This is a genomic window from Ralstonia sp. 22086 (assembly GCF_052045975.1).
Lineage (GTDB): Bacteria > Pseudomonadota > Gammaproteobacteria > Burkholderiales > Burkholderiaceae > Ralstonia > Ralstonia wenshanensis.
On record NZ_JBQEPZ010000002.1, the window covers coordinates 130,418 to 153,352 of the forward strand.

The window sequence follows — 22,935 nt, forward strand, 5'->3', positions numbered from 1 at the left end:
CGCGCGCAAACGCTTTCTTCACAATCTCCACAATGTGACGGCAGCGCAGCCCCGTTCTTTAGGGCAAACCCTGCTCGGGCAGCCTTTTTGTCCGGGTTTGCTCAGGAAAGCGAAAGAATTGCCGACGCCACACGACGCAGCGGCCAGCGCGGCGGTCTCCACCAGGGTGGAGACCGCCGCGCTCCGTTAAACCGTCTCGCCTTCCTTGCTCGGATCGACCTGCTTGCCGCGCGCCAGCACCGGCACCAACGCTGCACCGGTATGGCTGGCCGGCACGCGCGTCAGCGCCTCCGGCCCGCAAGCCGCGACGATCGTGCCGCCCTCATCGCCGCCTTCGGGGCCGAGATCGAGAATCCAGTCCGCCTCGGCAATCACGTCGAGGTCGTGCTCGATCACGATCACGCTGTGGCCGCCGTCCGCCAGGCGATGCAGTACGCGAATCAGCTTGGCCACGTCGGCCATGTGCAGACCGACGGTCGGCTCGTCCAGCACGTAGAGCGTGTGGGGCGCCTTCTGGCCACGGCGTGTCACGTCATCGCGCACCTTCGACAACTCGGTGACGAGCTTGATGCGCTGCGCCTCGCCGCCGGACAGCGTGGGCGAGGGCTGGCCCAGCGTCAGATAGCCAAGGCCGACGTCCTTCATCAACTGCAGCGGATGGGCGATGCTGTTCATCGCGCCAAAGAATTCGACCGCTTCGTCGATCTCCATGGTCAGCACATCGCCGATGTTCTTGCCGCGCCAGGTGACGGCCAGCGTCTCGGCGTTGAAGCGTTGCCCATGGCAGACGTCGCAGCCGACCTTCACGTCGGGCAGGAAGCTCATGGCGATGGTGCGCACGCCCTGGCCTTCACAGGCGGGGCAGCGGCCGTCGCCGGTGTTGAACGAGAAGCGCGAGGCGGTGTAGCCGCGTGCGCGCGCCTCCAGCGTGTCGGCAAAGAGCTTGCGGATGGTGTCCCACACGCCGATGTACGTGGCGGGGCAGGAGCGCGGCGTCTTGCCGATCGGCGTCTGGTCGACTTCCAGCACGCGGTCGATGGTTTCCCAGCCGGTGACGCTGTCGCAGCCGTGCCAGTCGTGTTTGACGTCGAGCTTGCGCGGCATCTTCGCCTCAGGCGTCTCAGCCTGCGCGGCCTTGCGTGCACGGCGGGTTGCCGGCGAAGACAGCACGGAACGGCCGACCGCATCGAGCAGGTTCGTCATCAACACATCGCGCGCCAGCGTCGATTTGCCCGAGCCCGACACGCCCGTAATGGCCACCAGGCGCGACAGCGGCATCGTCGCGGTCACGTTGCGCAGGTTGTGGAGCTTGGCGCCGTGCACCGTCAGCCACTGCTCCGGCACGGCTTGCTTGCCGGCACGCGGCGCAACCACCTGGCGGCGCGGCTGCAGCGGATGCTCGATCGGCTGTGACAGGAAGCGGCCAGTGAGCGAATCCGGCTGCGCTGCCAGGTCTGCCACGCCGCCTTGCGCGACGAGTGTGCCGCCGCGCTTGCCCGCGCCCGGGCCGATGTCGATGATGTGGTCGGCGCGGCGGATGGTGTCTTCATCGTGCTCGACCACCACCAGCGTGTTGCCTTTGTCGCCCAGTTTGCGCAGCGCGTCGAGCAGGATCTGGTTGTCGCGCGGATGCAGGCCGATGGTCGGCTCATCCAGCACGTAGCAGACGCCCTGCAGGTTGCTGCCGAGTTGCGCCGCCAGACGGATACGCTGCGCCTCGCCGCCCGACAGGCTGGGCGCGGCGCGATCCAGGCTCAGGTAGCCCAGCCCAACCTCCTCCAGGAACGACAGGCGACTGTGAATCTCGGCCACCACGTCGCGGGCGATGTCGGCGTCGCGGCCGGTCAGGTCCAGGCCCTCGACCCAGCGGCGGGTCTGGCTGACCGTCCACTGCGCAATGTCGACGATGGGTTTGTCGGCAAAGGTGACAGCGCGCGCCGTCGGGTTCAGGCGCGTGCCGTGGCAATCCGGGCAGGGCAGGTCGGTCATGCCTTCCGGATCGACTTCCTCCGATGGCAGCGTCTGCTCGCGGCCGCGATCGTCGCCGCCGAGCACGGTGTCGTCAAACGCAGCGCGCTGTTCACGCGTGAGCGCCAATCCGGTACCGACGCAGCTCGCGCACCAGCCGTGCTTGCTGTTGTACGAAAACATGCGCGGGTCCAACTCGGGGTAGCTGGTGCCGCAGGTGGCGCACGCGCGCTTGGTCGAAAACACCTTCACGTTGCCGACGTGCGCCGTGCCGCCGCTGTGCATGGCGTGTTGCAGGCCGTCGAGCGGTGCAAGCACGTGCATGATGCCCTTGCCGTATTCCAGCGCCTGTTCCAGCAACGCACGCAGCGCGGCTTCGTTTTCCGGCGAGACAACGATGTCGCCCACCGGCAGTTCCAGCGTGTGCTCGCGGAAGCGGTCCAGGCGCGGCCATGGGTCCACAGTCAGGAATTCGCCATCGACGCGCAGATGCGTATAACCGCGCGCCTTGGCCCATTTGGCCAGGTCGGTATAAACGCCCTTGCGGTTGACGACCAGCGGCGCGAGCAGGCCGATGTGCTGGCCGCGATGATCGCGCATGAGCTGGGCAAAGATCGCCTCCGGGCTTTGCGCCGACACCGGCGTGCCGTCGTGGATGCAGTGCTGCACGCCCAGCTTCACATACAGCAGGCGCAGGAAGTGCCACACCTCGGACGTGGTCGCCACCGTGCTCTTGCGGCCGCCGCGCGACAGGCGCTGCTCGATGGCCACCGTGGGCGGAATGCCGTACACCGCATCGACTTCCGGCCGCCCCGCAGGCTGCACGATCGAACGTGCATACGCATTGAGCGATTCGAGATAGCGGCGCTGTCCTTCGTGGAAGAGGATGTCGAACGCCAGCGTCGACTTGCCCGAACCCGACACGCCCGTCACCACGTTGAACTTGCCGTGCGGAATATCGACGTTCAGGCCCTTGAGGTTGTGCTCGTGAGCGTGGACGATGCGCACGACGTTTTCGCCCTGGACTTCCGCCAGTGCAGCACGCTTGGCGCGGCGCTCAGCCAGAGCGGTTTGCAGCGGCACGCCTTCGATGGCTTCCGGCTGGCCGACGCTGGCTTCGTATTGCTTGAGCGCGGCGCCCGTGTGCGATGCGGCGCAGCCTTTAACCTGCGCAGGCGTGCCGGCGCAGACCAGCAGGCCACCGGCGTCGCCGCCTTCGGGGCCGAGATCGATGATCCAGTCCGCCGCGCGCACCACGTCGAGGTTGTGTTCGATCACGATCAGCGAATGCCCGGCGTCGAGCAGCTTGCCGAACGCGCGCATCAGCTTGGCGATGTCGTCAAAGTGCAGGCCGGTGGTCGGCTCGTCGAACATGAACAGGCGGCCCGCGTTGGCGGGCACGTCCTGCTTCACGCGCTTGCGGGCGGCCGCCTGGGCAGCCTGTGCGGCTTCGGCCAGGAAGCCCGCCAGCTTCAGGCGTTGCGCCTCGCCGCCGGAGAGCGTCGGCACCGGCTGGCCAAGCTTCACGTACTCCAGGCCCACGTCGACGATCGGTTGCAGCACGCGCAGCACGTCAGCGTCATCGGCGAACACGCTGGCGGCTTCGCTCACCGTCAGCTCCAGCACATCGGCTACCGACAATGCACGGCCGGCGCGCGGCAGCTTCACTTCCAGGATTTCGGCGCGATAGCGCGTGCCGTCGCAATCCGGGCAGCGCAGGTAGATGTCGGAGAGGAACTGCATCTCGACGTGTTCGAAGCCCGAGCCGCCGCAGGTCGGGCAACGGCCGTCCCCCGAGTTGAAGCTGAACGTGCCCGCCGTGTAGCCGCGCTGCAGCGCCATCGGCGCCTTGGCGAACAGCTTGCGGATTTCATCGAACGCGCCAACGTAGCTGGCCGGGTTCGAGCGCGCCGTCTTGCCGATGGGCGATTGGTCGACGAACACCACGTCGCTGATCTGATCGGCACCGCGCAACGCGCGGAATGCGCCGGGCGATTCCGTCGCCTTACCAAAATGGCGTGCCAGCGCCGGGTGCAGCACGTCCTGGATCAACGTCGATTTGCCCGAGCCGGACACGCCGGTCACGCACACCAGGCGCTGCAGCGGAATCTCGACCGTGACATCGCGCAGGTTGTGTTCCGATGCGCCTTCGAGCACCAGGCGCGGCGTGGCGTTATCGACGGCGCGCGCTTGCCAGTCGGTTGCATCAGCCACGCGCCGCTGTCCGGACAGATAAGCGCCCGTGAGCGTATCGGCCTGGCGGATGGCCGCCGGCGTGCCGTCAAAGACGATGTTGCCGCCGCGCTCGCCGGGGCCGGGGCCCATGTCGATCAGGCGGTCTGCGGCCAGCATCACGGAAGGATCGTGCTCGACCACCACCAGCGTGTTGCCGGCGTCGCGCAGGCGCTGCATGGCTTGGACGATGCGGTCCAGATCGCGCGGGTGCAGGCCGATGCTTGGTTCGTCCAGCACGAACAGCGTGTTGACGAGCGAGGTGCCGAGCGCCGTCGTCAGGTTGATCCGCTGCACTTCGCCGCCAGAGAGGGTGCGGCTCTGGCGGTCCAGCGTCAGGTAGCCGATACCGACGTCGCACAGATACGCCAGGCGCGTGCGCACCTCGTCCAGCAGCAGCTTGAGCGCGTCGTCGAGCAGCGTGGACGGCAGTGTCAGTTCGTCAAAGAAGCGGCGGATGCGCTCGATGGGCAGCAGCATCAGGTCGTGCACGGTCAGGCCGGGCAGGGCTTCGAGCTGGGCGCGGCTCCAGGCCACGCCGCGCGGCATGAAGCGGTGTTCGGGCGCGAGCACGGCATCCGCGTTTTCCTTGCTGCCGAGGCGCCATTGCATCGACTCGGTTTTCAGGCGTGCGCCGCCACAGGTTTCGCACGTCGTGTAGCTGCGGTACTTGGACAGCAGCACGCGGATGTGCATCTTGTACGCCTTCGACTCCAGATAGTCGAAGAAGCGGCGCACGCCGTACCACTGCTTGTTCCAGCCGCCACGCTTGAAGGCCGGGTCGCCGTTGATGACCCAGTTGCGCTGGGCTTCCGTCATCTCTGCCCACGGCATGCCGCGCGGGATGTCGGCTGCGGCGGCGTAGCGCATCAGATCGTCCTGGCACTCCTTCCAGGCCGGCGTCTGCATCGGCTTGATGGCGCCATCGCGCAGGGTCTTGCGCTCGTCCGGAATCACCAGCCCCAGATCGACGCCGATGACGCGGCCGAAACCACGGCAGGCGTCGCACGCGCCGTAAGCGGAGTTGAACGAGAAGAGCGCGGGCTGCGGGTCGGCGTAGCGCAGGTCGCTTTCGGGGCAGTGCAGACCGGTGGAAAAGCGCCAGATGGTTGGCTCCGCACCTTCTTCGGCAGGGAGTACGTAGACGCTGACGCGCCCACCGCCGCGCTTGAGCGACGACTCGATGGCCTCCAGCGCGCGGGCACGCTCGGTGCCCTGCAGGCGGAAGCGATCGGCCACCACATCGAGCAGCTTGCGCTTGCCCGTGGACGACTCGACCACGCGCTCGGCCTGCACGCGCGTATAGCCGCTGACCGACAGCCACTGCGTGACTTCTTCGGGGCTCGTATTGGCGGGCAGCTCGACGGGAAACGTCACCACCAGGCGCGGATCGCCCTCGCGCGTGCGCGAAAGCAGCTCGTCGTAGATGGTTTCCGGCGTGTCGTGCCGCACCGGCAGCGCGGTGTCGCGGTCGAACAGTTGTGCGGCGCGTGCAAACAGCAGCTTCAGGTGATCGTTCAGCTCCGTCATCGTGCCGACCGTCGAGCGCGAACTGCGCACCGGGTTGGTCTGGTCGATGGCGATGGCGGGCGGCACGCCTTCAACGTGCTCGACCTGCGGCCGGTCCATGCGGTCCAGGAACTGGCGCGCGTAGGCGCTGAAGGTCTCGACGTAGCGGCGCTGGCCTTCGGCGTAAAGCGTGTCGAAAACGAGGCTGGACTTGCCGGACCCCGACGGGCCGGTCACGACGGTCATCTCGCCCGTGCGCAGGTCCAGATCGAGGTTTTTGAGATTGTGCTGACGGGCTCCGCGCAGGCGAATGACACCGGAGGACATGGAGGGCGTTCCTTGGAGCTTGGAGGTAGAGGGGAATGCCGGCGCCGGTGAATCACTTGCAGCCGCGCCTGGCAATCGGAATTCGAGCCGTAAACTGTAGCGGATTATGAAGATCCGGTTCGTCTACGAAACATGTCGCGAGCGCGAGCGTAACGCAGGGCTCCTGACAGCGTTTTGTCAGGAGGTTTCAGCGGAGGGGAAAAAAGAACGGGGTGATGCTGGTATCACCCCAGCGGGAGCGCGATCAGCCTGCCTCGCGTCCGTAAGTGGCTTGGTTGGCGGGGAGGTCAAAACCCGTGGGACCGGGCTTGCGCGGCACAAAACGGTGGTGCTCAACCACACCGCCCTTGACGATGACGACCGTCTCTTCGGGAATCTCCGCCCAGGCGCCAGGCAGGTCGACAAGCGGCTCGGACAGCACAAGAAACGCGCCGTCCCCTGCGTCTTCAATTGCGGCGCTGTCAGGATAGAGCTGGTGCAGGTGCTTGAAAGATGTGCTGTGAAAGAGGGAGCGTGATTCGCCCTCGCTGGAATAGCGCGCTGCGACGATCTGAACGCCGTCCGTTGCGCAGACCGTCATGTTCAATGGGTATTCGACGCCGTGGCGCCGGCCGATGTCTTCGATCAGCCCGACCATCTGCTCCAGGGCTCCGCGCGGGTCGCGGTCCAGCCCGAACGAGAGCGCCAGGAAAAACATGATCTCGGAATCGGTCGAACCTTCGATCCAGCGGAACAGCTCCGGCGCCACTTCCATCATCAGGGCGCGGCGGAGCAACGGGTATTCGCGGATCAGCCCATTGTGCGCAAAAAGCCACCGGCCGTAGCGGAACGGGTGGCAGTTGGTCTCCTGGGCCGGGGTGTCGGTGGCCGCACGCACGTGGGCGATGAACATCGAAGACCGGATGGCGCGGGCGGCTTCACGCAGATTGGTGTCGTTCCACGCGGGGTGCAGGCAACGATAACGGAAGGGCACTTCAGAGTAGCGGCCGTACCACCCGATGCCGAAACCGTCGCCGTTGGTGGTCGTCTCGCCGCCCAGGCGGGAGCGCAGACTCTGGTCGATCAACGAGTGCCGCGGCCGGAACAGCACTGTCTCCATCTGAATGGGATTGCCTGAATACGCCAGCCAGCGACACATGATGCATTGCCTATAGAGATGCCTTGAAGAGTGAGTCTATGCAATGCGTTTGCGAATGCACAAGAAAATCCCGACCCTCATCCGGCCATGGTCTGGGCGGATTTGCGGCCCTGACGGGCAGGTCCGCCATCCATTTCCTGTGTGTCGTCTCGCACGATATGCAGCTCGCGAATCCGCATGGGCGCGGCGCATCGGGTCTCTGCGAGGGTGGCGCGGACTTGCTGGGCGAGCGTCCAAGGCGTGTCACAGAAGTGCTCGGTCGTGACCCAGACGTGCACGTTCAGCGCGGCAACACTGTCGTCAAAACGCATCACATTGGCTCGCGTTCGGGGGCGGCTGCGTTTTGCACTCTCTCGGCTTGGTCCGGCGGGCGGAGGGCCGGTCCGGACAGGGAGGGTGCAGAGAATTGAGTGCGCTTGGGTGCACTGGCCGCCGCGCGACAGGCTCGGTTTCCAGAAAGACTTCGCCGCCCGTCCGGGGTTTCCAGGCGGGCGGCGTCAGGGTGTGCCGCTCTCGCACAAGAGGATCGGGAGGCCGTGCTGCTCGCTGCCTCTTACTCCTCGACCTCGCTGCGCACCATCAATACCGGCTTGTTGGTCTTGCGCACCACGCCCTCGGCCACGCTGCCGAGCACCAGGTGCTTGAGCCCGCGCCGGCCATGCGTGCCGAGCACGATCAGGTCAGCACCGGTCTCGTTGGCTTCCCCGACAATCGTTGCGGAAATTTGCCCCGGCGCAATGGAGTTTTCGAGCAATTTGGTCGAATGCTTGACGCCCGCAGCGTCCAGCTTCTTTGATACCTCGGCAAGCGTGTCACGGCCGTAGCCGGCCACCTGGTTGGCGTAGGCAATCGAGTCAGCTCCGACCATGTCGAAGGTGATGTCGCTGCTATCGGCAACGAATAGGGCTTCGACTTCCGCGCCCGTCGCCTTGCTGACCACAATAGCCTGGTGCAGCGCGAGATAGGACGCGTGGCTGCCGTCGATGGCGAGCAGGATTCGCTGGTACATGGTGGTCTCCAAGGCGTTGCGCAGTAGGGCACCGCGTGTAATCAGCGTAGACAGCGTGGCGCCGGGGCTGTTGATGCGTGTCAAAGGTCTTCCGAAGACACCTGCAGGACCGCAGCGCCGGCCACCCGCCCAGCGCGGAGGTCTTCCAAGGCGGTGTTGGCATCTTGCAGCCGGTAGGGCGTGACGTGAACCCGCAAGGGGACTTCCGCGGCGATGCGCATGAGCGCGAGTCCATCGGCTCGCGTCAGGTTCGCCACCGAAACCAGCTTGCGTTCCTCCCACAGCAACCGGTACGGAAACGCGGGAATGTCGCTCATGTGAATGCCGCCGCAGACCACTGAACCGCCCTTGACCACGGCCTGCAGCGCCTGCGGCACGAGCGCGCCGATGGGTGCGAAGATCAGCGCGGCGTCGAGTGGCTCCGGGGCGGCGGTGTCGCTGGCGCCCGCCCACCTGGCGCCGGTGTCCAGCGCAAGCTGCTGAGCCGCAGCGTCGCCGGCCCGGGTGAAGGCAAACACTTCCCGCTGCTCTGCCACGGCAATCTGCGTGATGAGGTGGGCCGCGGCGCCAAAGCCGTAGATGCCGATCCGGCGCGCATCGCCTGCCATGCGCAGCGTGCGGTAGCCGATCAGGCCCGCGCAGAGCAGGGGCGCCGCGTGGGCATCGTCGTACCGCGCCGGAATCGGCAGGCAGTACCGCGCGTCGCAGACCACGTATTGCGCATACCCGCCATCGCGCGTGTATCCGGTAAAGGCCGGGTGATCGCACAGGTTTTCGCGCCCGTGCAGGCAGTACGGGCAGACACCGCACGTCCAGCCCAGCCACGGCACGCCCACGCGTTCGCCCGGGGCGGGCGTCGTCACGCCTTCGCCGCACGTCTCGACGATGCCGACGATTTCGTGCCCAGGAATGAGGGAGGGTTTCGGGGCAGTCAGTTCGCCGTCCACGATATGGAGGTCGGTACGGCAGACACCACAAGCGGACACCGCGATCCGGACCTCGCCCGGCCCAGGCTTGGGCGTGGGAACTTCCCGCCAAATCAATGGCCTCCCGGCGCCTTCCATCACCATGGCCCGCATCGATTCAGACATCGCTGTCTCCGTATGGCGTGTCTGGTCAGTATGGATCAGCCCTGAAAAACTTAGTCTCGGCAGTCGACCATCGGCTGCGCCAGATCAATCGGAAGGCGTTGCCGCGCGCAATACTGAATGGGTGCAATGCAACGGCCATCCGGCTCCACTGAATGACTTCACTGCTGTCCTTCTCGGTTGCCTTGGGCGTGGGCCTGGCGATCGGCCTTGAGCGTGAGCGTAGTCACACCGGCAGCGCAGAACTGCCGGCGGGCATGCGAACGTTTGCGATCGGGGCGCTGGCTGGCGCCATTGCGGCAAGCCTGCCCGTGCCGTTGGCCGTGCCCACGGTGTTGCTCACGGTAGCGGTGTTGGCGGCGGTGGGTTATCACCATTCGGCCAATGTCGATCCCGGCGTGACCACGGAACTCGCATTGGTGGCCACCACGCTGTTAGGCGCCTATGCCGTGAGCGAGCCCGAAATGACGGCTGGCCTGGGCACGGTACTTCTTGTCCTGCTCTATGCGAAAGCGGGTTTGCATCGGTTTGCCCGTACGGTCATCACCCAGCGTGAACTCGCCGATCTGCTGATCCTCGCCGTCGCGGCATTGCTGGTCTGGCCCGCGGTTCCAGACCGGAACATGGGGCCGCTGAACGCCTGGAACCCACATACGCTGTGGCTGGTTGTGCTGCTTGTCATGCTGACCGGCAACACGGGCCATTTTGCGGCGCGATGGTTTGGAGAGCGTATCGGCTTGCCGCTGGCAGGCCTGTTCAGCGGGTTTGCATCGAGTGTGGCAACGATCACGGCCATGGCAGCGCGCGTGCGCAAGGACCATCGCCCCATTGACGGTGCCGTTGCCGCGGCGCTGCTGTCCAACGTCGCTACGCTGGTGCAGATGCTGCTGCTCATTGCCGCCATCAACATCGACTTTTTGCGCGTGCTGGGGGCTCCGCTGGCAGTCGGCATGATTGCGACGGTGGCATGGTCCGCTCTATGGATATGGCGTGGCAGCGAGCCGCTTGAGGAGGCGCCCGAGAGTTCAGCGTCATCCATCAACTGGCGTGTCGCGATTGGTTTTGCCCTGTGGACGGCGGCCTTGCTGCTTGCCGCCGCCGCCGCGCGCACATGGTTTGGGACAGCAGCGGTGGTGGCTGTCACCGTGTTTGGTGCATTTGCCGATGTGCATGCCGCCACCGCATCCATTGCAACGCAGGTGGCTGGCCACACGCTGCAGACTTCGACGGCAGGCGCGCTGGTGATGCTTGCGCTGACGGCCAACACCTTCTCGAAGGTTGTCGTGGCCATCAGCGGGGGCCGTGCTTTTGCGGGCAAAGTCACCGCTGGTCTGCTGAGCATGCTTCTGTCCAGCTGGGCGGTGTTCTGGTTTGTCGCCTAGTCAATTCTGCCCAATGCACATGCGGAGTCAGCGGAGGTGAAACCTTAGAGGATCAAATCGGACGGCGCATGCTGGCGGGACCCGCTAGCGTTGTCGCGACCGAGAATGCCGGCCAGCAAGGTCCATTCGCCACCCATCGCGCGGATGGTGTCGTCCAGGCTGAGCATCCCCACCAGTCGTTGCTGACGATCGACCACCGCCAGACGGTGCAGGCCGTGGCTGAGCATCGAGCGCAAGGCTTCACTGATCATGGCGTCATCGTGAATGGTCAGAAGACCGCGCGTCATGACTTCCGATACGGCGGTCTCGGTGCAGTCGCCGCGGTTGGCTATCCCGTGCACCACCATGTCCCGGTCTGTCACGATGCCGACCACCCGCGCTCCGCAGCCGGTGCGTTCCGTGACAAGGAGCGCACGAGCGCTTTCGTCCCGCATCAATCGGGCGGCCTGCTGCAGCGTTGCCGTTGACTGGACGTGGACGATGCGGCGGGAGCAAATCTCGTCGACCCTCATGCTGAACTCCGATGCGCGTACGTTTTCACTATAAGAACGGGCCGGTGTCAGAAGTTGATCCCGCACAAGGTGCCGTGAGCTTTCCATGACTGCACAAGGCGGCAGCCGATAGCGGAGGAGTCTATTGAGCGTTGGACACATGCCCTTGAGGCAGATCAAGTGGCGTCGCTGGGCAGTCCGCCGAGCCAAACGCTGATGTAAATCAAGGGGTGATCCGCTTGGTGGTCCAACATTGAATCCAGCAACCCCGTTTGGGGCGGACGACGGATTCGATGGAGGCACATCATGTACGACAGGATTCTGGTAGCGGTGGATGGCAGCCCGACGGCAGATCGCGCGTTGGACGAGGCCATCCAGCTTGCGCAAAAGCTCGGCTCTGAGCTGGTCATCGCGCACGTGATCGACAACTCGTATCTGATGTACGACGTTGGCTACATCGATGTCGGCGCCTTTACCGAAGCCTTGGTCAAACAAGGCAACCAAATCGTTGCCGACGCGCGGGCCAAGGCCGAGAAGGCAGGTGTGCACGTTCACAGCGTGGTGGTTGACGACCCCATCGGCACCTTCGATATCGGCACTGCCATTGAGCAGGCCGCCCACAACGTCGGCGCGCAAGCCCTGGTGCTGGGCACCCACGGGCGTCGCGGCTTCCAGCGCTTGTTCCTGGGCAGTGTGGCCGAGAGCGTTGTACGCCGGAGCACGCTGCCGGTGCTGCTCGTCCGCGCGGTGGAGACGCAAGCACCGCACGCCGCTACGGAACCGCTGAGCAATGCCGTCATTGCCTAGTCGGGTAGCGCATCCTCTGACACGACATCGGGATCTGACCATGAGCTACGCCAGTGTGATGGTGCATCTGGACCGCAGCGAACGCGCCATGCACCGCCTCAACCTTGCGGCCCAGTTCGCACAGGCGCACGGTGCCAAACTCGTCGGCATCTATGCGAGCTTTGCGCCAAGCCTCAGCTGGTTCTACATGATGGAAAACGCCGCACGTTATCTGGAGGAAGACCGGATCCGGCGCGACAGCGTGCGGGATGCCGTGCACGCGCGCTTTCGCCAGGCGACCGAGAAGCTTGCGGTCGAAACGGAATGGCGTGCAGTGGAAGGCGACCCCGTGGCACTGGTGCTGCGTGAGGCGCGGGAGACCGATCTTCTGGTCGTCGGACAACGCAACCATGACGACCCGGATGAATTCATCGCCGGCGACTTTGTGGAAACCCTGATCCTGGAGTCGGGCCGCCCGGTGCTGGTGGTGCCGTATGCCGGCAACTTCACCGCATTGCCCAAGCGTGTGCTTCTGGCCTGGAGCGGCGGCCGCGAATCGGCTCGCGCGCTGCACGATGCCCTGCCCATGATGACGGGCGCAACGGTGCACGTGCTGCAGATCACGAGCACGCAGCCCAAGCACTGGGCTGAAGAAACCACGGTTGGGCAGGTTGCGCGTGCGCTGAACGCGCGCGGCATCAACACCACTGTGGAAGAGGCCGACTGCGCAGATTCCGACACCGCCGTGGGCGAGCTGTTGCTCTCGCGAGCGGCCGACTTCAATGCCGATCTCATCGTGATGGGCGCCTATGGGCACAGCCGCCTGCGTGAACTCGTGCTGGGCGGCGTGACACGCACCCTGCTCAAGACGATGACCGTACCGGTGCTGATGTCGCACTGAGCCTTGACCTCGATTGCACCTGAGAAGATCGCCATGAAGAACGATATCCAGCTCAAGCACGATGTCGAGGAGGAGCTGCTATGGGATCCGGCGGTGGACGCCAGCCGCTTTGCGGTGCAGGCCAAGGACGGCGTCGTCACGCTCTCCGGCGGCGTCGACAGGTTTACCGACAAGCATGCCGCGGAGGAGGCGATCCGCCGCGTTGCCGGCGTAACCGCGCTTGTCATCCATGTGGATGTACGGATGCCGCCAGAGATGGAACGCCCGGATGACGAGATTGCGCAGGCGATCAGCAGTGCATTGCATTGGAATGCTTCGGTGCCGCCGAATGTTGTCCAGATCACTGTTGAAAACGGGGCCGTGACGCTGCGCGGTGAAGTCGATCAGGACTTCCAGCGCCGCGCGGCGCTGGACACGGTGCGCAGAGTCCACGGCGTGAAGTCCGTGGCCAATGCGCTGACATTGCGCCCCGCCTCCGGCCCGGCAGATCTGAGTGATCGCATTGCGAAGGCGCTGCAACGCCTGGCTGTGGTCGACGCCTCGCGCCTCAGTGTTTCCGTGGCGGACGGGACGGTGACTTTGTATGGGCCGCTGCGCAACCTCAACGAGTGCCGAGCGGCCCGTGAAGCTGCATGGGACGCGCCCGGCGTGCGTGCCGTTGTCGATCAGATGTGGGTTGTTTCCTAGACGCAAGTGCCCGTTCCACTGCTTTCGAAAACCCTGGAGTCCGAGATGGAAAAGAAGCTGATCGTGTACTACTCGCGTACCGGTACGGCACGTCAGGTTGCCGAGCAGATGGCTGCGCAGAGCGGATGGCAGCTTGCCGAGGTAACCGACGAGCATCCGCGCGCCGGCTTCCTGGGCGATGCGCGCTGCGTCATCGAAACGGTATTCCATGCGCGCGCCAAGTATCGCTATGAAGGTCCGCCGCTTGGTGAAGTCGAGCACGTTGTCGTGATCGCGCCCATCTGGATGGGCCATCTGGCTTCGCCCATGCGGGACTTCCTGGCTGACCAATTGCCGGCGTCCACGCACTTGTCTGTGATTTGTGTCATGGCGGCGCGCGGGGCATTCCGCGCTGTGGAAGAAATCATGCGGATCACGGCCACCATTCCGGCGCCGGTGCTGGCGTTGTTCCAGCGCGACGTGCTCAGTGGGTTGTCGCAGGAGGAGATCGCGGGCTTTATCGATCAGGTGAAGACCGCCGGGCGGTGGGAGCAATCGAGGCAGCGCCCAGCCTGGCTGTCGCCAACCGAAGCCTGAAACCGGACACACAGCGCGACGCTGAATCAACCGAAGGAGACTGGGCATGACCCGCTTTACCGAGGCGCAATGGAAACGGCTGACGAGCTTGCTCGACGAACAGGAAGCCCGCGTGCAACGTCAACTGGCGGCGCTGGGCGAATCCGTTGTGCCGATCCAGCGTGAAGCGCCGTTCGAAAACGCGGATCTTGCCGATGAAGAGGCGGGGGACCAAACGAACGACGTCATGCTCGCCCGTTACCGAACGGAACTGGAGCAACTGAATGCTGCACGCGAGCGCATGCAGCAGCACAGCTACGGCATCTGCGTCGATTGTGGCGAAACGATTCCGTTTTTACGCCTGCAAGCCCAGCCGACAGCCATGCGCTGTCTGTCTTGCCAAACGGCGCGTGAACGCCACTGGGCATAGCCAGGCGACTCTATCTAGCAGGAGCGAGATATGAAAAGCGATCTGGGCATCAAGCAGGACGTCAACGACGAACTGCTTTGGGAACCTGCGGTGGATGCCGCAGGGATTGGTGTGGAAGTGGAGAACGGCGTGGTGACACTGACCGGCCACGTGCGCAGCTACATGGAGAAGCTTGCAGCCGAGCATGCAGCTGAGCGCGTAGGTGGCGTGCGTGGTGTCGTGCAGAAAATCGAAGTTCGCCTGCCGGGTGCACACACCGATGCGGACGTTGCTCAAGCGGCCCGTGACGCGCTTGAATGGCAGGTCAGCCTGCCGTCCAATCGCATCGAGGTATTGGTCGAGAACGGCTGGGTAACGCTCTCGGGCGAGGTCGACTGGCCATACCAGAGCGAACAGGCGGCGCATGCGGTGGGATCGTTGCGCGGTGTAGCAGGTCTGATCAATCGGTTGCGGATCAAAGCGCGCGTGGTGCCGGCCAATGTGGCCGAGCAGATCGGTGCGGCGCTCAAGCGGCATGCCGCACGCGAGGCCGATCACATCCGCGTCTCCGTTCAGGGCGGGACGGTGACCCTCAGCGGCCACATCGGTTCCGCGGCGGAGCGGCGCGCTGCCAAGGGCGCGGCATGGTCCGCACCGGGCGTGACGGAAGTCATCGATCATCTCCAGATCGCGCCGTAGGGTCGGGGAGTCATGCAAGAAAGAAAAAACGCTGCCCGGCAGCAAATCCGGAGCAGCGTTTTTTAGTGGATTAGTGGATTAGCGGAGAACAGGCAGACCGATCAAAGCTCAGTCAGTGCTGCCCTGTCGGTCAGCTCGATGTTCTTGCCGCTCACGACGATCCAACCCTCGCGTTGAAACCTCGACAGCGCACGGCTGACCGTCTCAAGCTGCATGCCGAGGTAGCTGCCGATTTCTTCACGGGTCATGCGCAGCGTGAAGCTCGAAGGGGAATATCCGCGGTCCTGCATGCGCGTGGAAAGGTTCAGCAGGAAGGTGGCCACACGCGCTTCTGCACTCAGCCCGGCGAGCAGCAGCATGAGCCCCGACTCGCGCACGATCTCTTCGGCCATCAATTGGTGAAGACGATGTTGCAGGGGGCGGATGTCCTGGCACAAGTCCTCAATGCAATGGAAAGGCATGGAGCAGACCGTGCTGTCTTCCAGGGCAATCGCATCGCAGGTGTGTCGATCGGCGGCAATGCCATCGAGCCCAAGCGTTTCGCCCGACAGTTGGAATCCGGTGACGTGATTTGCGCCGTTGGGGTGCGATACCACGGTTTTGAACGATCCCGACCGGATGGCATACAGGGCGTGGAAGTTGTCGCCCGCACGGAAAAGTGCTTCGCCCTTGGCGATCTTGCGCCAGGTGTGCACCATCTGGTCCAGCTGTTCACGTTGCGCGGTTGGTACAGCGCTCGCAATGCAAGCCCAGTGCATCATGCAATTTGCGCACTGGCTGCTGGGAATCAGTGGCGTAGTCTGCCGGGCCTGTGTTGCGTCGCGCACGAGCCTGAGTTGGGGAAGCGCAGCAGGATGGCGGGTTTCAATGGGGGCAGGGGACTCTATGGTGCGCGGAATCATGGGGCGGCTCCGGAAGGCGTCTGTGGTCTTTGAACCACACATCCTCGGTGAGGCGGTGGGTATCCGGTCACTGCGTTCCATCAAGGTCCGGTGTCCGTATGCTCAGTATCGGAGGCGCCGCGTTTGCGCGAAATCAGGCAGCGCTGAGTTGGCCGTCGGGATGCGCCATGCCGGTGTCAGGATTCCCTGACACCGGCGGCAGGGTTTTCCGGGGGGCGCCTCCTTCACACGGCTAGTATCTCCAGCCTTTGGAATGGGCTATGTTGATTGCATCCCGACCTTTTGGTGGTGTTCGGTGCCGGAGCAAGACACTCAATCCTCGAAGGCAACGCACAGGCGGCTGCTGCAATTGCAATCCACCTCAGCTGAACTGGTGGTGGGTGTACTGGCCGTTTTGCTACTGGCCGCAGCGGTTGCGCGACTGGCGTTTGCCCTCCAGGCCGGAGATGCCGCCTTCGTTTTACTAGCCTCGGCAAGTATCGCGACGGTTGTAGCACTGGTGTTCTATTGGCTGCGGCTCCGAAAGCTGCGAGCCGCCGTCGCCCGGGATCTGTCGTACCTGGAAAAGAGCGAAGCCCGGCTGGCCGGCATCATCCGCTCGTCCATGGAAGCGATTATTTCCGTGGACGACGCCCAGCGCATCGTGTTGTTCAATCCAATGGCCGAGACACTGTTCGGGTGTTCAGCCCGCCAGGCCATCGGTCGCCCCCTGTCGGACTTTATTCCCGAGCGGTTTCGCGGTGCACACGAGGCCCACGTGCGGCGCTTCGGGGTGACGGGCGTATCGGAGCGTCAGATGGGTAAGCAGCGGCCGCTGTTTGCCCTGCATACCGACGGGCGGGAATTCCCGATCGAGGCGTCGATTTCACAGATCGAGGTGAACGGCGGCAAGCTGTTCACGGTGATGCTGCGCGACACCACGGAGCGCGTCCGCGCGGAAGCGGCACTGCGGCGCTCCCAGGAAGAACTGCAGCATTTGTCGGACAGCATCCTGGCAACGCGCGAGGAGGAGCGGCACCGCATCGCCCGCGAGCTGCACGACGATCTGGGGCAACGCCTGAGCGCGCTCAAAATGGACATTTCGCTGCTGGCGGCGGATCTGCAGGCCGCACGGAGCGACAAGGCGCTGATCGACCAGACCCAGGCGATGCAACATGTGATTGACGAGACGATTGTTGCCGTGCGGCAGATTTCCGCGGATCTTCGCCCGCCGTTGCTTGACGAGCTGGGGCTTGTGCCCTCCATCGAATGGATGGCCAAGAATTTTCGCCAACGCTTTGGTCTGGTCGTGACTGTCCATGCTCAAGAGCTGGCAATGAACGAGCGCGCCGCCATCTCGGTCTTTCGGATCGTGCAGGAGGCGCTCAACAATGTCGTGCGCCATGCCGATGCCACACGTGTTGAGATCGCGTTCTCCCAACAAGAAGACGTGCTGGAGTTGTCCATTCAAGACAACGGGCATGGCTGGAGCGGGGCACCTCCGGCGGTGGGTGAGCGCAAGCCGCTGGGGTTGCTTGGCATTCGTGAGCGGGCCCGCTTGCTGGGCGGGCAGGCGACGATCACACACGCGCCCGGCGGTGGCTTTCGCTTGAGCGTAAGCTTTCCCACCGTTCACAAAGCCACCGAGGAGGCACGGACATGATTCGCGTGATGATCGCCGACGATCATGCCGTGATGCGCGATGGTGTGCGTCATATCCTGGAGCGCGCAGGGGATTTTGAAGTCGCATGCGAAGCTTCCGACGGTACGCAGGTCCTGCAACTGGTGCGTGACCATCAACCGCAGGTAATCGTGCTGGATCTTTCGATGCCGGGGCGCAGCGGGCTGGAGCTGCTCCGCCAGTTGCACGACGACCACCCCAGGGTGCGGGTGCTGGTGCTGACCATGCACGCAGAAGAGCAGTACGTGGCGCGTGCCTTTCGTGCGGGGGCGGCCGGCTACCTGACGAAGGAGAGCGCCGCGACCGAGCTGGTCACCGCGCTGCAGAAGGTGGCGACCGGCGGCACGTATGTCAGTCCGCCCATGGCGGAGAAACTCGCGCACAGCCTGGGCGAGCCCAGTGAGGAGGCCGCCCACACGCGCCTGTCAGACCGCGAGATGGAGGTCTATCGCCGGCTGGTGCAGGGTGAGCCCTTGACCGAAATCGCCACCAGCCTGTGCGTGAGTGCCAAGACAATCAGCACCTACAAGATGCGGTTGATGGACAAGCTGCAGCTCTCCAGCGAAGCTGCCCTTGTGCGCTACGCGATACGTCATCGCTTGTTCTCCGACGACGATACGCTCTAGCGCATTCCCCGCAGGACCCAACCCGGTCTTGCGACACGTCAAAGGCCGTCGCGCCCGAATCGCTATTGTTGATGCACATGCATCGGCCGGTCGAGATCACCCCGGGGCGCTCCCCTGTCTGCCGTGCATGGCCAAGGGGGCCATGTGCAAGCCATTCTCAAACTCGCCTACAAGCTGCTGGTCAATGACAAGGCCAAGCTGAGCGGCTTGCTGGTCGGCATCACGTTTGCGGTGTTTCTGATGATCGAGATGACGTCGCTGTTTGCAGGCGTGCTCAATCGGTCTTCATCTGCCGTGTACAACATCGGCGCACGCATGTGGGTCATGGATCCGGCTGTCAATACCGTGGCCAATTCGATCGGCATGCCGGATTACGTTCTTGATGCGGTACGCAGCATTCACGGCGTGAAGTTTGCCGTTCCACTGTATTCGGGCGGCGCACTTGTGCGCCTGAAAAGCGGAACCTATCAGCCGGTCACCGTCGTCGGCATTGACGACACCAGCCTGTTCGGCCGTCCTCGCATGCTGAGTGGCCGTATCCAGGATCTGTACGGCGACAACGCCTTCATCGTCATCCAGGACGCCGAGTTCGGGAAACTGGAAAACCCGCATATCGGCACGGAGTTCGAAGTCAATGACCATCGAGGGGTAATCGTCGGCATTGGCGAGGTGGCGACCAGCGGATTGTTTGGCGTGCCCACCCTGTACACAACGTACCGCCGCGCTGTGCAATATCTGCCCGGTACGCGCTACTCGATGTCGTACATCCTGATTGAGCCCAAGTCCGACGCCGACGTTGCAGCGATCGAACGTGCGGTAGACCGGCTCGGTTACCGCGCGCTGACCAAGGAAGAGTTCATCGGCCGCATCTCGCACTTCTACACCTACCAGACCGGGCTTGGCACCAACATCCTGCTGATGACGGTGATCAGCTTCGTGGTGGGCTTATCGATATCGGGACAGACGTTCTACACCTTCATCCTGGAAAACCTGGAGCGCTTTGGCGCACTCAAGGCCATCGGGGCAAAGGGGCGCGAGCTGGTGAAGATGATCGTTTTCCAGGCGACGTTCGTGGCGCTGGTTGGCTACGGGCTGGGCATCGGCCTATGCGCGGCATCGATCGCACTGGTGCGCCTTCGCATTCCAGACTATGCAGCCATGATCACGTTCACCAACCTGATGCTTGCGCTGGCCATGGTCGTTGTGATTGCCGGCATCTCGGGGTACATCGGGGTACGCAAGGTACTGCGCATCGAACCCTTCGACATCTTCCGGGGTTGATCGTGGCCAACGTTGCCATTGCCGCGCAGGGGCTCGATAAATGGTTTGGCGAGGGCGAGGCGCGTACCTGCGCGCTCAAGCAGGTCAGTTTCGACGCCCAGTTCAACGAGATGCTGTTCATCGTCGGGCCTTCGGGCAGCGGTAAGACCACGCTGTTGAGCGTGATCTCCGGCATCCTGCGCCCGGATGGCGGCCGGGCCGTGGTGGACGGAGTCGATATCTGGAGCCTGGGTGCCGACGCGCTGGCCGATTTTCGCCTGGGCAGGATCGGCTTCGTGTTTCAGGACTATCACCTGTTCCCGCGGCTCACTACGGTCGAGAACGTCGCCATCCCGCTGATCCTGCGGCATGTCGCCTGGGACACTGCGCTCGAGCAGGCCATGCACTACCTCGATGTGGTCGGGCTGAAGAACCGTGCGCAGTTGCCGCCGGTCAAGCTCAGTGGCGGTGAACAGCAGCGCGTGGCCATTGCACGCGCCATCGTCACGCAGCCCGACATCCTCATCCTGGATGAACCCACCGCATCGCTCGATGGCGATACCGGACGCTCCATCATGCAGTTCGTAAAGACGGAAATCCTGAACGCGCACCGCTGCATCGTGATCGTGACGCACGACGCGCGCATCCTCGACATGGCCAGCCGCATCCTCGACATGGAGGACGGCAGGCTGAGCCGCATTGAACATGGAGAGGCGCGATGAAGATCCGCTGGTTGTTTGTGCTCTCTGTGATCGGCGCGCTGGCGGGGATTGGCGCGGCCATCTACTACGCACGGCAGAGGCCGCCGCTGCCGCCCGTCTTCCAACCAGCGGCCAATCCGTACGCGACGGGCATCTACGCCAACGGCATCGTCGAAAGCGATCAGCCCAGCGGCGCCAACCTGAACCTGTATGCCGAGGTGTCGGGCACCGTTGCGCGCATTGCCGTGCAGGAAGGGCAGACGGTCAAGCGCGGCGATGTGCTGATCCAGATCGAGGATTCCGTGCAGCGCGCCCTGACCGCGCAGCAGCAGTCGCAAGCGGATGCCGTCGACGCCCAGTTGAACGCGCTGCTGGCCCAGCCGCGCAAGGAAACACTGGAGGTCACCCGTGCACAGGTGAGCGCAGCAGATGCCGGCCTGCGCACCGTACAGGATCAGTTGGACAAGCTTGAAGCGGCCGCCCGCCTCAATCCCAAGGCAGTCAGTCGCGATGCCATGGACAACGCCGCCAACGCGGTACGGGTGGCACACAGCAATCTTGCAGTTGCCCAGCGGCAGTACGAACTCACGCGCGCCGGCGCCTGGAGCTACGACATCCGCACGCTGCAAAAACAGCGCGATGCCTTGCAGAAGGGCGCGGCGGCAGCGGCAGAATTGCTCGAAAAATATGCCGTGCGTGCACCGGTGGATGGCGTTGTCATGTCCGTGAACACGGCAATGGGCAGCTATGTCTCGCCGCAGGGTACCTATGACGCCTACACACGGGCCAACGTGCCACTCGTCACGATGAGCACCGGCCAGAACAAGCTGGCTGTCCGTGTGTATGTGGACGAGATCCTGGTGCACCGTCTTCCGCCCGGTGCGGTACAGGCACGCATGTTTGTGCGCGGCACCGATGTCAGCGTGCCGCTGGAATTTGTGCGCGTGCAGCCGTACGTGTCGCCCAAGGTGCAGTTGTCTGACCAGCGCTCCGAACGCGTGGATGTGCGCGTGCTGCCATTGCTTTTCCGTTTCAAGCAGCCTGACAAGCTGGCTGTCTATCCAGGCCAACTGGTCGACGTTTACCTACAGGGGGCGTCGTGAAAGCGGCGGCGTGGGCGATAGGCGCCGCGCTTGCGGTGTCGGGCTGTGCCGTCGGACCGGATTTTCAGGCGCCGCCGGCACCGGGCGTCGATCGCTATCTTCGTGAAGGCAATCCTGCGCAGAGCACCTCCGCAGATGGCGTTGCGCAGCGCTTCACGGCGGCAACCGTGCCTGCAGACTGGTGGCGCGCCCTCGGCAGTCCGGCGCTTGATCAGGCCATGGATGCCGCCATTACGGCCAACCCGAGCCTGCAGCAGGCAGAAGCCAACCTGCGCGCCGCGCAAGACCTGTTGCGAGCTGGCGCGGGCGTGTTCTACCCGCAGGTGGCGGGATCAGCCGATGTGTCGCGCCAGGCAGCGGTGCCCGCCAGGCTCGGCCAGACCGGGGCGCCAAGTCTTTTTACGCTGTGGACGCTGGGGGCATCCATCAGCTACGCGGTGGATATCTTTGGCGGCAATCGGCGTGCGGTGGAATCACTGGCGGCGCAAGCGGAGGGACAAAGGTACGCAGTGGCCGCCGCCTACCTCACCCTGACCGGCAACCTGGTGAACGCCGTGATCGCCCATGCCGCCTATCGGGCACAGATTGAAACCACGCGCAGCCTGATTGCCGTGGTGCGCGAGCAGGTAGAGATTGCACACGCGCAGGTCGAAGCCGGCGTCATGGCACATGCAAGCGAGCTGAGCCTTGCTGCGCAATTGGCGTCGCTCGAGGCATCGCTGCCACCGCTGGAGCAGAAGCGCGACCAGGCTGCACATCTGCAGGCGGTGTTGACTGGCCGATTTCCTTCCGAAGCAGACGCTGTAGACGTCGCGCTCAACGGGCTGCAACTGCCGGCGGACCTGCCCAGGCTGGTGCCCTCTGAACTGGTGCGCCAGCGGCCCGACGTTCTGGCCGCACAGGCACGCCTGCACCAGGCCAGCGCCGAGGTCGGTGTTGCAACGGCGGCGATGCTGCCCAGCTTGACCTTGAGCGCAGACTACGCCCGGATGAGCGGCCGCAGCGCCGATCTGTTTGGTGCAAAGGCCGGCGCCTGGAGCGTGGGGGCAAGCCTTGTCGCCCCGCTGTTTGAGGGCGGCACCCTGTATTTCCGCCGCTCCGCATCCCGGCAGGCTTTGCAAGCCGCCGATGCCGGCTACCGGCAGGTCGTGCTCTCTTCGTTTGAACAGGTGGCCGATGTGCTGCGGGCGCTGGAACACGATGCCGCGCAGCTTGACGCACAGTTGCGCGCGCAGGCGGCGGCAAGTGCCGCACTCGAAGAGATCAACGCTGACTACCGTGCCGGCGTTAGCGGCTATCTGCAGGTGCTGAGTGCCGACCTGCAGTATCAGCAAGCCGTGCTCGGCACGCTGCAGGTGCGTGCACAGCGGCTGCAAGACACCGTGGCGCTGTTCCTTGCGCTGGGCGGCGGCTGGCGTGGCGCCGGCATTGAACCGCCGGTGGCGGGCACGCACGACAGCCGCCCAGGCAACGATGGCCGTTGAGTTGCGTCAAGACCGGAC

The 22,935-nt window shown here is 64.4% G+C and carries 20 protein-coding genes; 13 read left to right on the forward strand and 7 right to left on the reverse strand.

Going from position 1 to position 22,935, the window contains the following annotated elements:
• Nucleotides 1-186: 186 nt before the first annotated feature.
• From uvrA to ACTJK6_RS09730, 5 genes are all read right to left on the reverse strand, one after another.
• A complete protein-coding gene (gene uvrA, locus ACTJK6_RS09710) occupies nucleotides 187-6,036 on the reverse strand; it encodes an excinuclease ABC subunit UvrA (RefSeq protein ID WP_440838865.1) in 5,850 nt (1,949 codons plus the stop codon).
• Nucleotides 6,037-6,280: 244 nt separating this feature from the next.
• Nucleotides 6,281-7,174 carry a class II glutamine amidotransferase gene (locus tag ACTJK6_RS09715; protein WP_024978952.1) on the reverse strand — a complete coding sequence of 298 codons (894 nt, stop codon included), beginning with the start codon at nucleotides 7,172-7,174 and terminating at the stop codon, nucleotides 6,281-6,283.
• 77 nt (nucleotides 7,175-7,251) lie between these two features.
• Nucleotides 7,252-7,485: a hypothetical protein gene (locus ACTJK6_RS09720; RefSeq protein WP_440838866.1), complete on the reverse strand. Its 234-nt coding sequence runs from the start codon at nucleotides 7,483-7,485 to the stop codon at nucleotides 7,252-7,254.
• 242 nt (nucleotides 7,486-7,727) lie between these two features.
• The gene (locus ACTJK6_RS09725; RefSeq protein ID WP_232040256.1) at nucleotides 7,728-8,183 is read right to left on the reverse strand and encodes a universal stress protein; all 456 of its coding nucleotides are present in this window, start codon (nucleotides 8,181-8,183) and stop codon (nucleotides 7,728-7,730) included.
• An 80-nt stretch (nucleotides 8,184-8,263) separates the two neighbouring features.
• Nucleotides 8,264-9,274 (reverse strand): zinc-dependent alcohol dehydrogenase family protein, encoded by a 1,011-nt coding sequence (locus ACTJK6_RS09730; protein ID WP_433868023.1) that lies wholly within the window; start codon nucleotides 9,272-9,274, stop codon nucleotides 8,264-8,266.
• A 152-nt stretch (nucleotides 9,275-9,426) separates the two neighbouring features.
• Here ACTJK6_RS09730 and ACTJK6_RS09735 point away from each other — a divergent pair, with 152 nt between their 5' ends.
• Nucleotides 9,427-10,653, forward strand: coding sequence for an MgtC/SapB family protein (locus tag ACTJK6_RS09735; protein ID WP_440838867.1), 1,227 nt, complete (start codon nucleotides 9,427-9,429; stop codon nucleotides 10,651-10,653).
• 44 nt (nucleotides 10,654-10,697) lie between these two features.
• Here the strand turns inward: ACTJK6_RS09735 and ACTJK6_RS09740 are convergent, their stop codons facing one another.
• A complete protein-coding gene (locus ACTJK6_RS09740) occupies nucleotides 10,698-11,165 on the reverse strand; it encodes a CBS domain-containing protein (protein ID WP_253534295.1) in 468 nt (155 codons plus the stop codon).
• Between the two features lie 285 nt (nucleotides 11,166-11,450).
• Here ACTJK6_RS09740 and ACTJK6_RS09745 point away from each other — a divergent pair, with 285 nt between their 5' ends.
• From ACTJK6_RS09745 to ACTJK6_RS09770, 6 genes are read left to right on the forward strand one after another with little or no spacing between them, the layout of a single operon-like run.
• The gene (locus tag ACTJK6_RS09745) at nucleotides 11,451-11,951 is read left to right on the forward strand and encodes a universal stress protein (protein WP_232039429.1); all 501 of its coding nucleotides are present in this window, start codon (nucleotides 11,451-11,453) and stop codon (nucleotides 11,949-11,951) included.
• A 40-nt stretch (nucleotides 11,952-11,991) separates the two neighbouring features.
• Nucleotides 11,992-12,831, forward strand: a complete 840-nt coding sequence (locus tag ACTJK6_RS09750) for a universal stress protein (protein ID WP_260801736.1) — start codon at nucleotides 11,992-11,994, stop codon at nucleotides 12,829-12,831.
• Nucleotides 12,832-12,864: 33 nt separating this feature from the next.
• Nucleotides 12,865-13,518 carry a BON domain-containing protein gene (locus ACTJK6_RS09755; RefSeq protein WP_440838868.1) on the forward strand — a complete coding sequence of 218 codons (654 nt, stop codon included), beginning with the start codon at nucleotides 12,865-12,867 and terminating at the stop codon, nucleotides 13,516-13,518.
• Nucleotides 13,519-13,563: 45 nt separating this feature from the next.
• Nucleotides 13,564-14,094 carry a flavodoxin family protein gene (locus ACTJK6_RS09760; RefSeq protein ID WP_045203943.1) on the forward strand — a complete coding sequence of 177 codons (531 nt, stop codon included), beginning with the start codon at nucleotides 13,564-13,566 and terminating at the stop codon, nucleotides 14,092-14,094.
• Nucleotides 14,095-14,140: 46 nt separating this feature from the next.
• Nucleotides 14,141-14,503, forward strand: a complete 363-nt coding sequence (locus tag ACTJK6_RS09765) for a TraR/DksA family transcriptional regulator (protein ID WP_232039432.1) — start codon at nucleotides 14,141-14,143, stop codon at nucleotides 14,501-14,503.
• Nucleotides 14,504-14,533: 30 nt separating this feature from the next.
• Complete coding sequence (locus ACTJK6_RS09770) at nucleotides 14,534-15,181, forward strand: BON domain-containing protein (protein ID WP_232039433.1); 648 nt, start codon at nucleotides 14,534-14,536, stop codon at nucleotides 15,179-15,181.
• Between the two features lie 101 nt (nucleotides 15,182-15,282).
• On the opposite strand, the gene ACTJK6_RS09775 is transcribed toward ACTJK6_RS09770, so the two are convergent.
• Nucleotides 15,283-16,083: a helix-turn-helix domain-containing protein gene (locus ACTJK6_RS09775; RefSeq protein ID WP_440838869.1), complete on the reverse strand. Its 801-nt coding sequence runs from the start codon at nucleotides 16,081-16,083 to the stop codon at nucleotides 15,283-15,285.
• 253 nt (nucleotides 16,084-16,336) lie between these two features.
• On the opposite strand from ACTJK6_RS09775, the gene ACTJK6_RS09780 reads away from it, so the two are divergent.
• The 6 genes from ACTJK6_RS09780 to ACTJK6_RS09805 all read left to right on the forward strand — a co-directional run bounded on the left by ACTJK6_RS09780 (nucleotide 16,337) and on the right by ACTJK6_RS09805 (nucleotide 22,917).
• Nucleotides 16,337-17,725 (forward strand): PAS domain-containing sensor histidine kinase, encoded by a 1,389-nt coding sequence (locus tag ACTJK6_RS09780; protein WP_260801733.1) that lies wholly within the window; start codon nucleotides 16,337-16,339, stop codon nucleotides 17,723-17,725.
• Nucleotides 17,722-18,369 carry a response regulator gene (locus tag ACTJK6_RS09785; protein WP_260801732.1) on the forward strand — a complete coding sequence of 216 codons (648 nt, stop codon included), beginning with the start codon at nucleotides 17,722-17,724 and terminating at the stop codon, nucleotides 18,367-18,369. The genes ACTJK6_RS09780 and ACTJK6_RS09785 overlap by 4 nt, the downstream gene beginning before the upstream one ends.
• A 144-nt stretch (nucleotides 18,370-18,513) precedes the next feature.
• Nucleotides 18,514-19,650 (forward strand): ABC transporter permease, encoded by a 1,137-nt coding sequence (locus ACTJK6_RS09790; protein WP_440838870.1) that lies wholly within the window; start codon nucleotides 18,514-18,516, stop codon nucleotides 19,648-19,650.
• Nucleotides 19,651-19,652: 2 nt separating this feature from the next.
• Complete coding sequence (locus ACTJK6_RS09795) at nucleotides 19,653-20,351, forward strand: ABC transporter ATP-binding protein (protein WP_373407712.1); 699 nt, start codon at nucleotides 19,653-19,655, stop codon at nucleotides 20,349-20,351.
• Entirely contained in the window at nucleotides 20,348-21,433 is a 1,086-nt protein-coding gene (locus ACTJK6_RS09800; protein ID WP_440817928.1) for an HlyD family secretion protein, read from the forward strand. Before ACTJK6_RS09795 ends, ACTJK6_RS09800 begins: the two co-directional genes overlap by 4 nt.
• Nucleotides 21,430-22,917 carry an efflux transporter outer membrane subunit gene (locus tag ACTJK6_RS09805; protein ID WP_440838871.1) on the forward strand — a complete coding sequence of 496 codons (1,488 nt, stop codon included), beginning with the start codon at nucleotides 21,430-21,432 and terminating at the stop codon, nucleotides 22,915-22,917. Before ACTJK6_RS09800 ends, ACTJK6_RS09805 begins: the two co-directional genes overlap by 4 nt.
• The last annotated feature ends 18 nt before the right edge of the window (nucleotides 22,918-22,935 follow it).

Excerpts from the sequence above, each read along its gene's own strand:
- uvrA (WP_440838865.1), bottom strand. The coding sequence starts at position 6,036 with ATGTCCTCCGGTGTCATTCGCCTGCGCGGAGCCCGTCAGCACAATCTC.
- ACTJK6_RS09715 (WP_024978952.1), bottom strand. The coding sequence starts at position 7,174 with ATGTGTCGCTGGCTGGCGTATTCAGGCAATCCCATTCAGATGGAGACA.
- ACTJK6_RS09720 (WP_440838866.1), bottom strand. The coding sequence starts at position 7,485 with ATGCGTTTTGACGACAGTGTTGCCGCGCTGAACGTGCACGTCTGGGTC.
- ACTJK6_RS09725 (WP_232040256.1), bottom strand. The coding sequence starts at position 8,183 with ATGTACCAGCGAATCCTGCTCGCCATCGACGGCAGCCACGCGTCCTAT.
- ACTJK6_RS09730 (WP_433868023.1), bottom strand. The coding sequence starts at position 9,274 with ATGTCTGAATCGATGCGGGCCATGGTGATGGAAGGCGCCGGGAGGCCA.
- ACTJK6_RS09735 (WP_440838867.1), top strand. The coding sequence starts at position 9,427 with ATGACTTCACTGCTGTCCTTCTCGGTTGCCTTGGGCGTGGGCCTGGCG.
- ACTJK6_RS09740 (WP_253534295.1), bottom strand. The coding sequence starts at position 11,165 with ATGAGGGTCGACGAGATTTGCTCCCGCCGCATCGTCCACGTCCAGTCA.
- ACTJK6_RS09745 (WP_232039429.1), top strand. The coding sequence starts at position 11,451 with ATGTACGACAGGATTCTGGTAGCGGTGGATGGCAGCCCGACGGCAGAT.
- ACTJK6_RS09750 (WP_260801736.1), top strand. The coding sequence starts at position 11,992 with ATGAGCTACGCCAGTGTGATGGTGCATCTGGACCGCAGCGAACGCGCC.
- ACTJK6_RS09755 (WP_440838868.1), top strand. The coding sequence starts at position 12,865 with ATGAAGAACGATATCCAGCTCAAGCACGATGTCGAGGAGGAGCTGCTA.
- ACTJK6_RS09760 (WP_045203943.1), top strand. The coding sequence starts at position 13,564 with ATGGAAAAGAAGCTGATCGTGTACTACTCGCGTACCGGTACGGCACGT.
- ACTJK6_RS09765 (WP_232039432.1), top strand. The coding sequence starts at position 14,141 with ATGACCCGCTTTACCGAGGCGCAATGGAAACGGCTGACGAGCTTGCTC.
- ACTJK6_RS09770 (WP_232039433.1), top strand. The coding sequence starts at position 14,534 with ATGAAAAGCGATCTGGGCATCAAGCAGGACGTCAACGACGAACTGCTT.
- ACTJK6_RS09775 (WP_440838869.1), bottom strand. The coding sequence starts at position 16,083 with ATGATTCCGCGCACCATAGAGTCCCCTGCCCCCATTGAAACCCGCCAT.
- ACTJK6_RS09780 (WP_260801733.1), top strand. The coding sequence starts at position 16,337 with ATGGGCTATGTTGATTGCATCCCGACCTTTTGGTGGTGTTCGGTGCCG.
- ACTJK6_RS09785 (WP_260801732.1), top strand. The coding sequence starts at position 17,722 with ATGATTCGCGTGATGATCGCCGACGATCATGCCGTGATGCGCGATGGT.
- ACTJK6_RS09800 (WP_440817928.1), top strand. The coding sequence starts at position 20,348 with ATGAAGATCCGCTGGTTGTTTGTGCTCTCTGTGATCGGCGCGCTGGCG.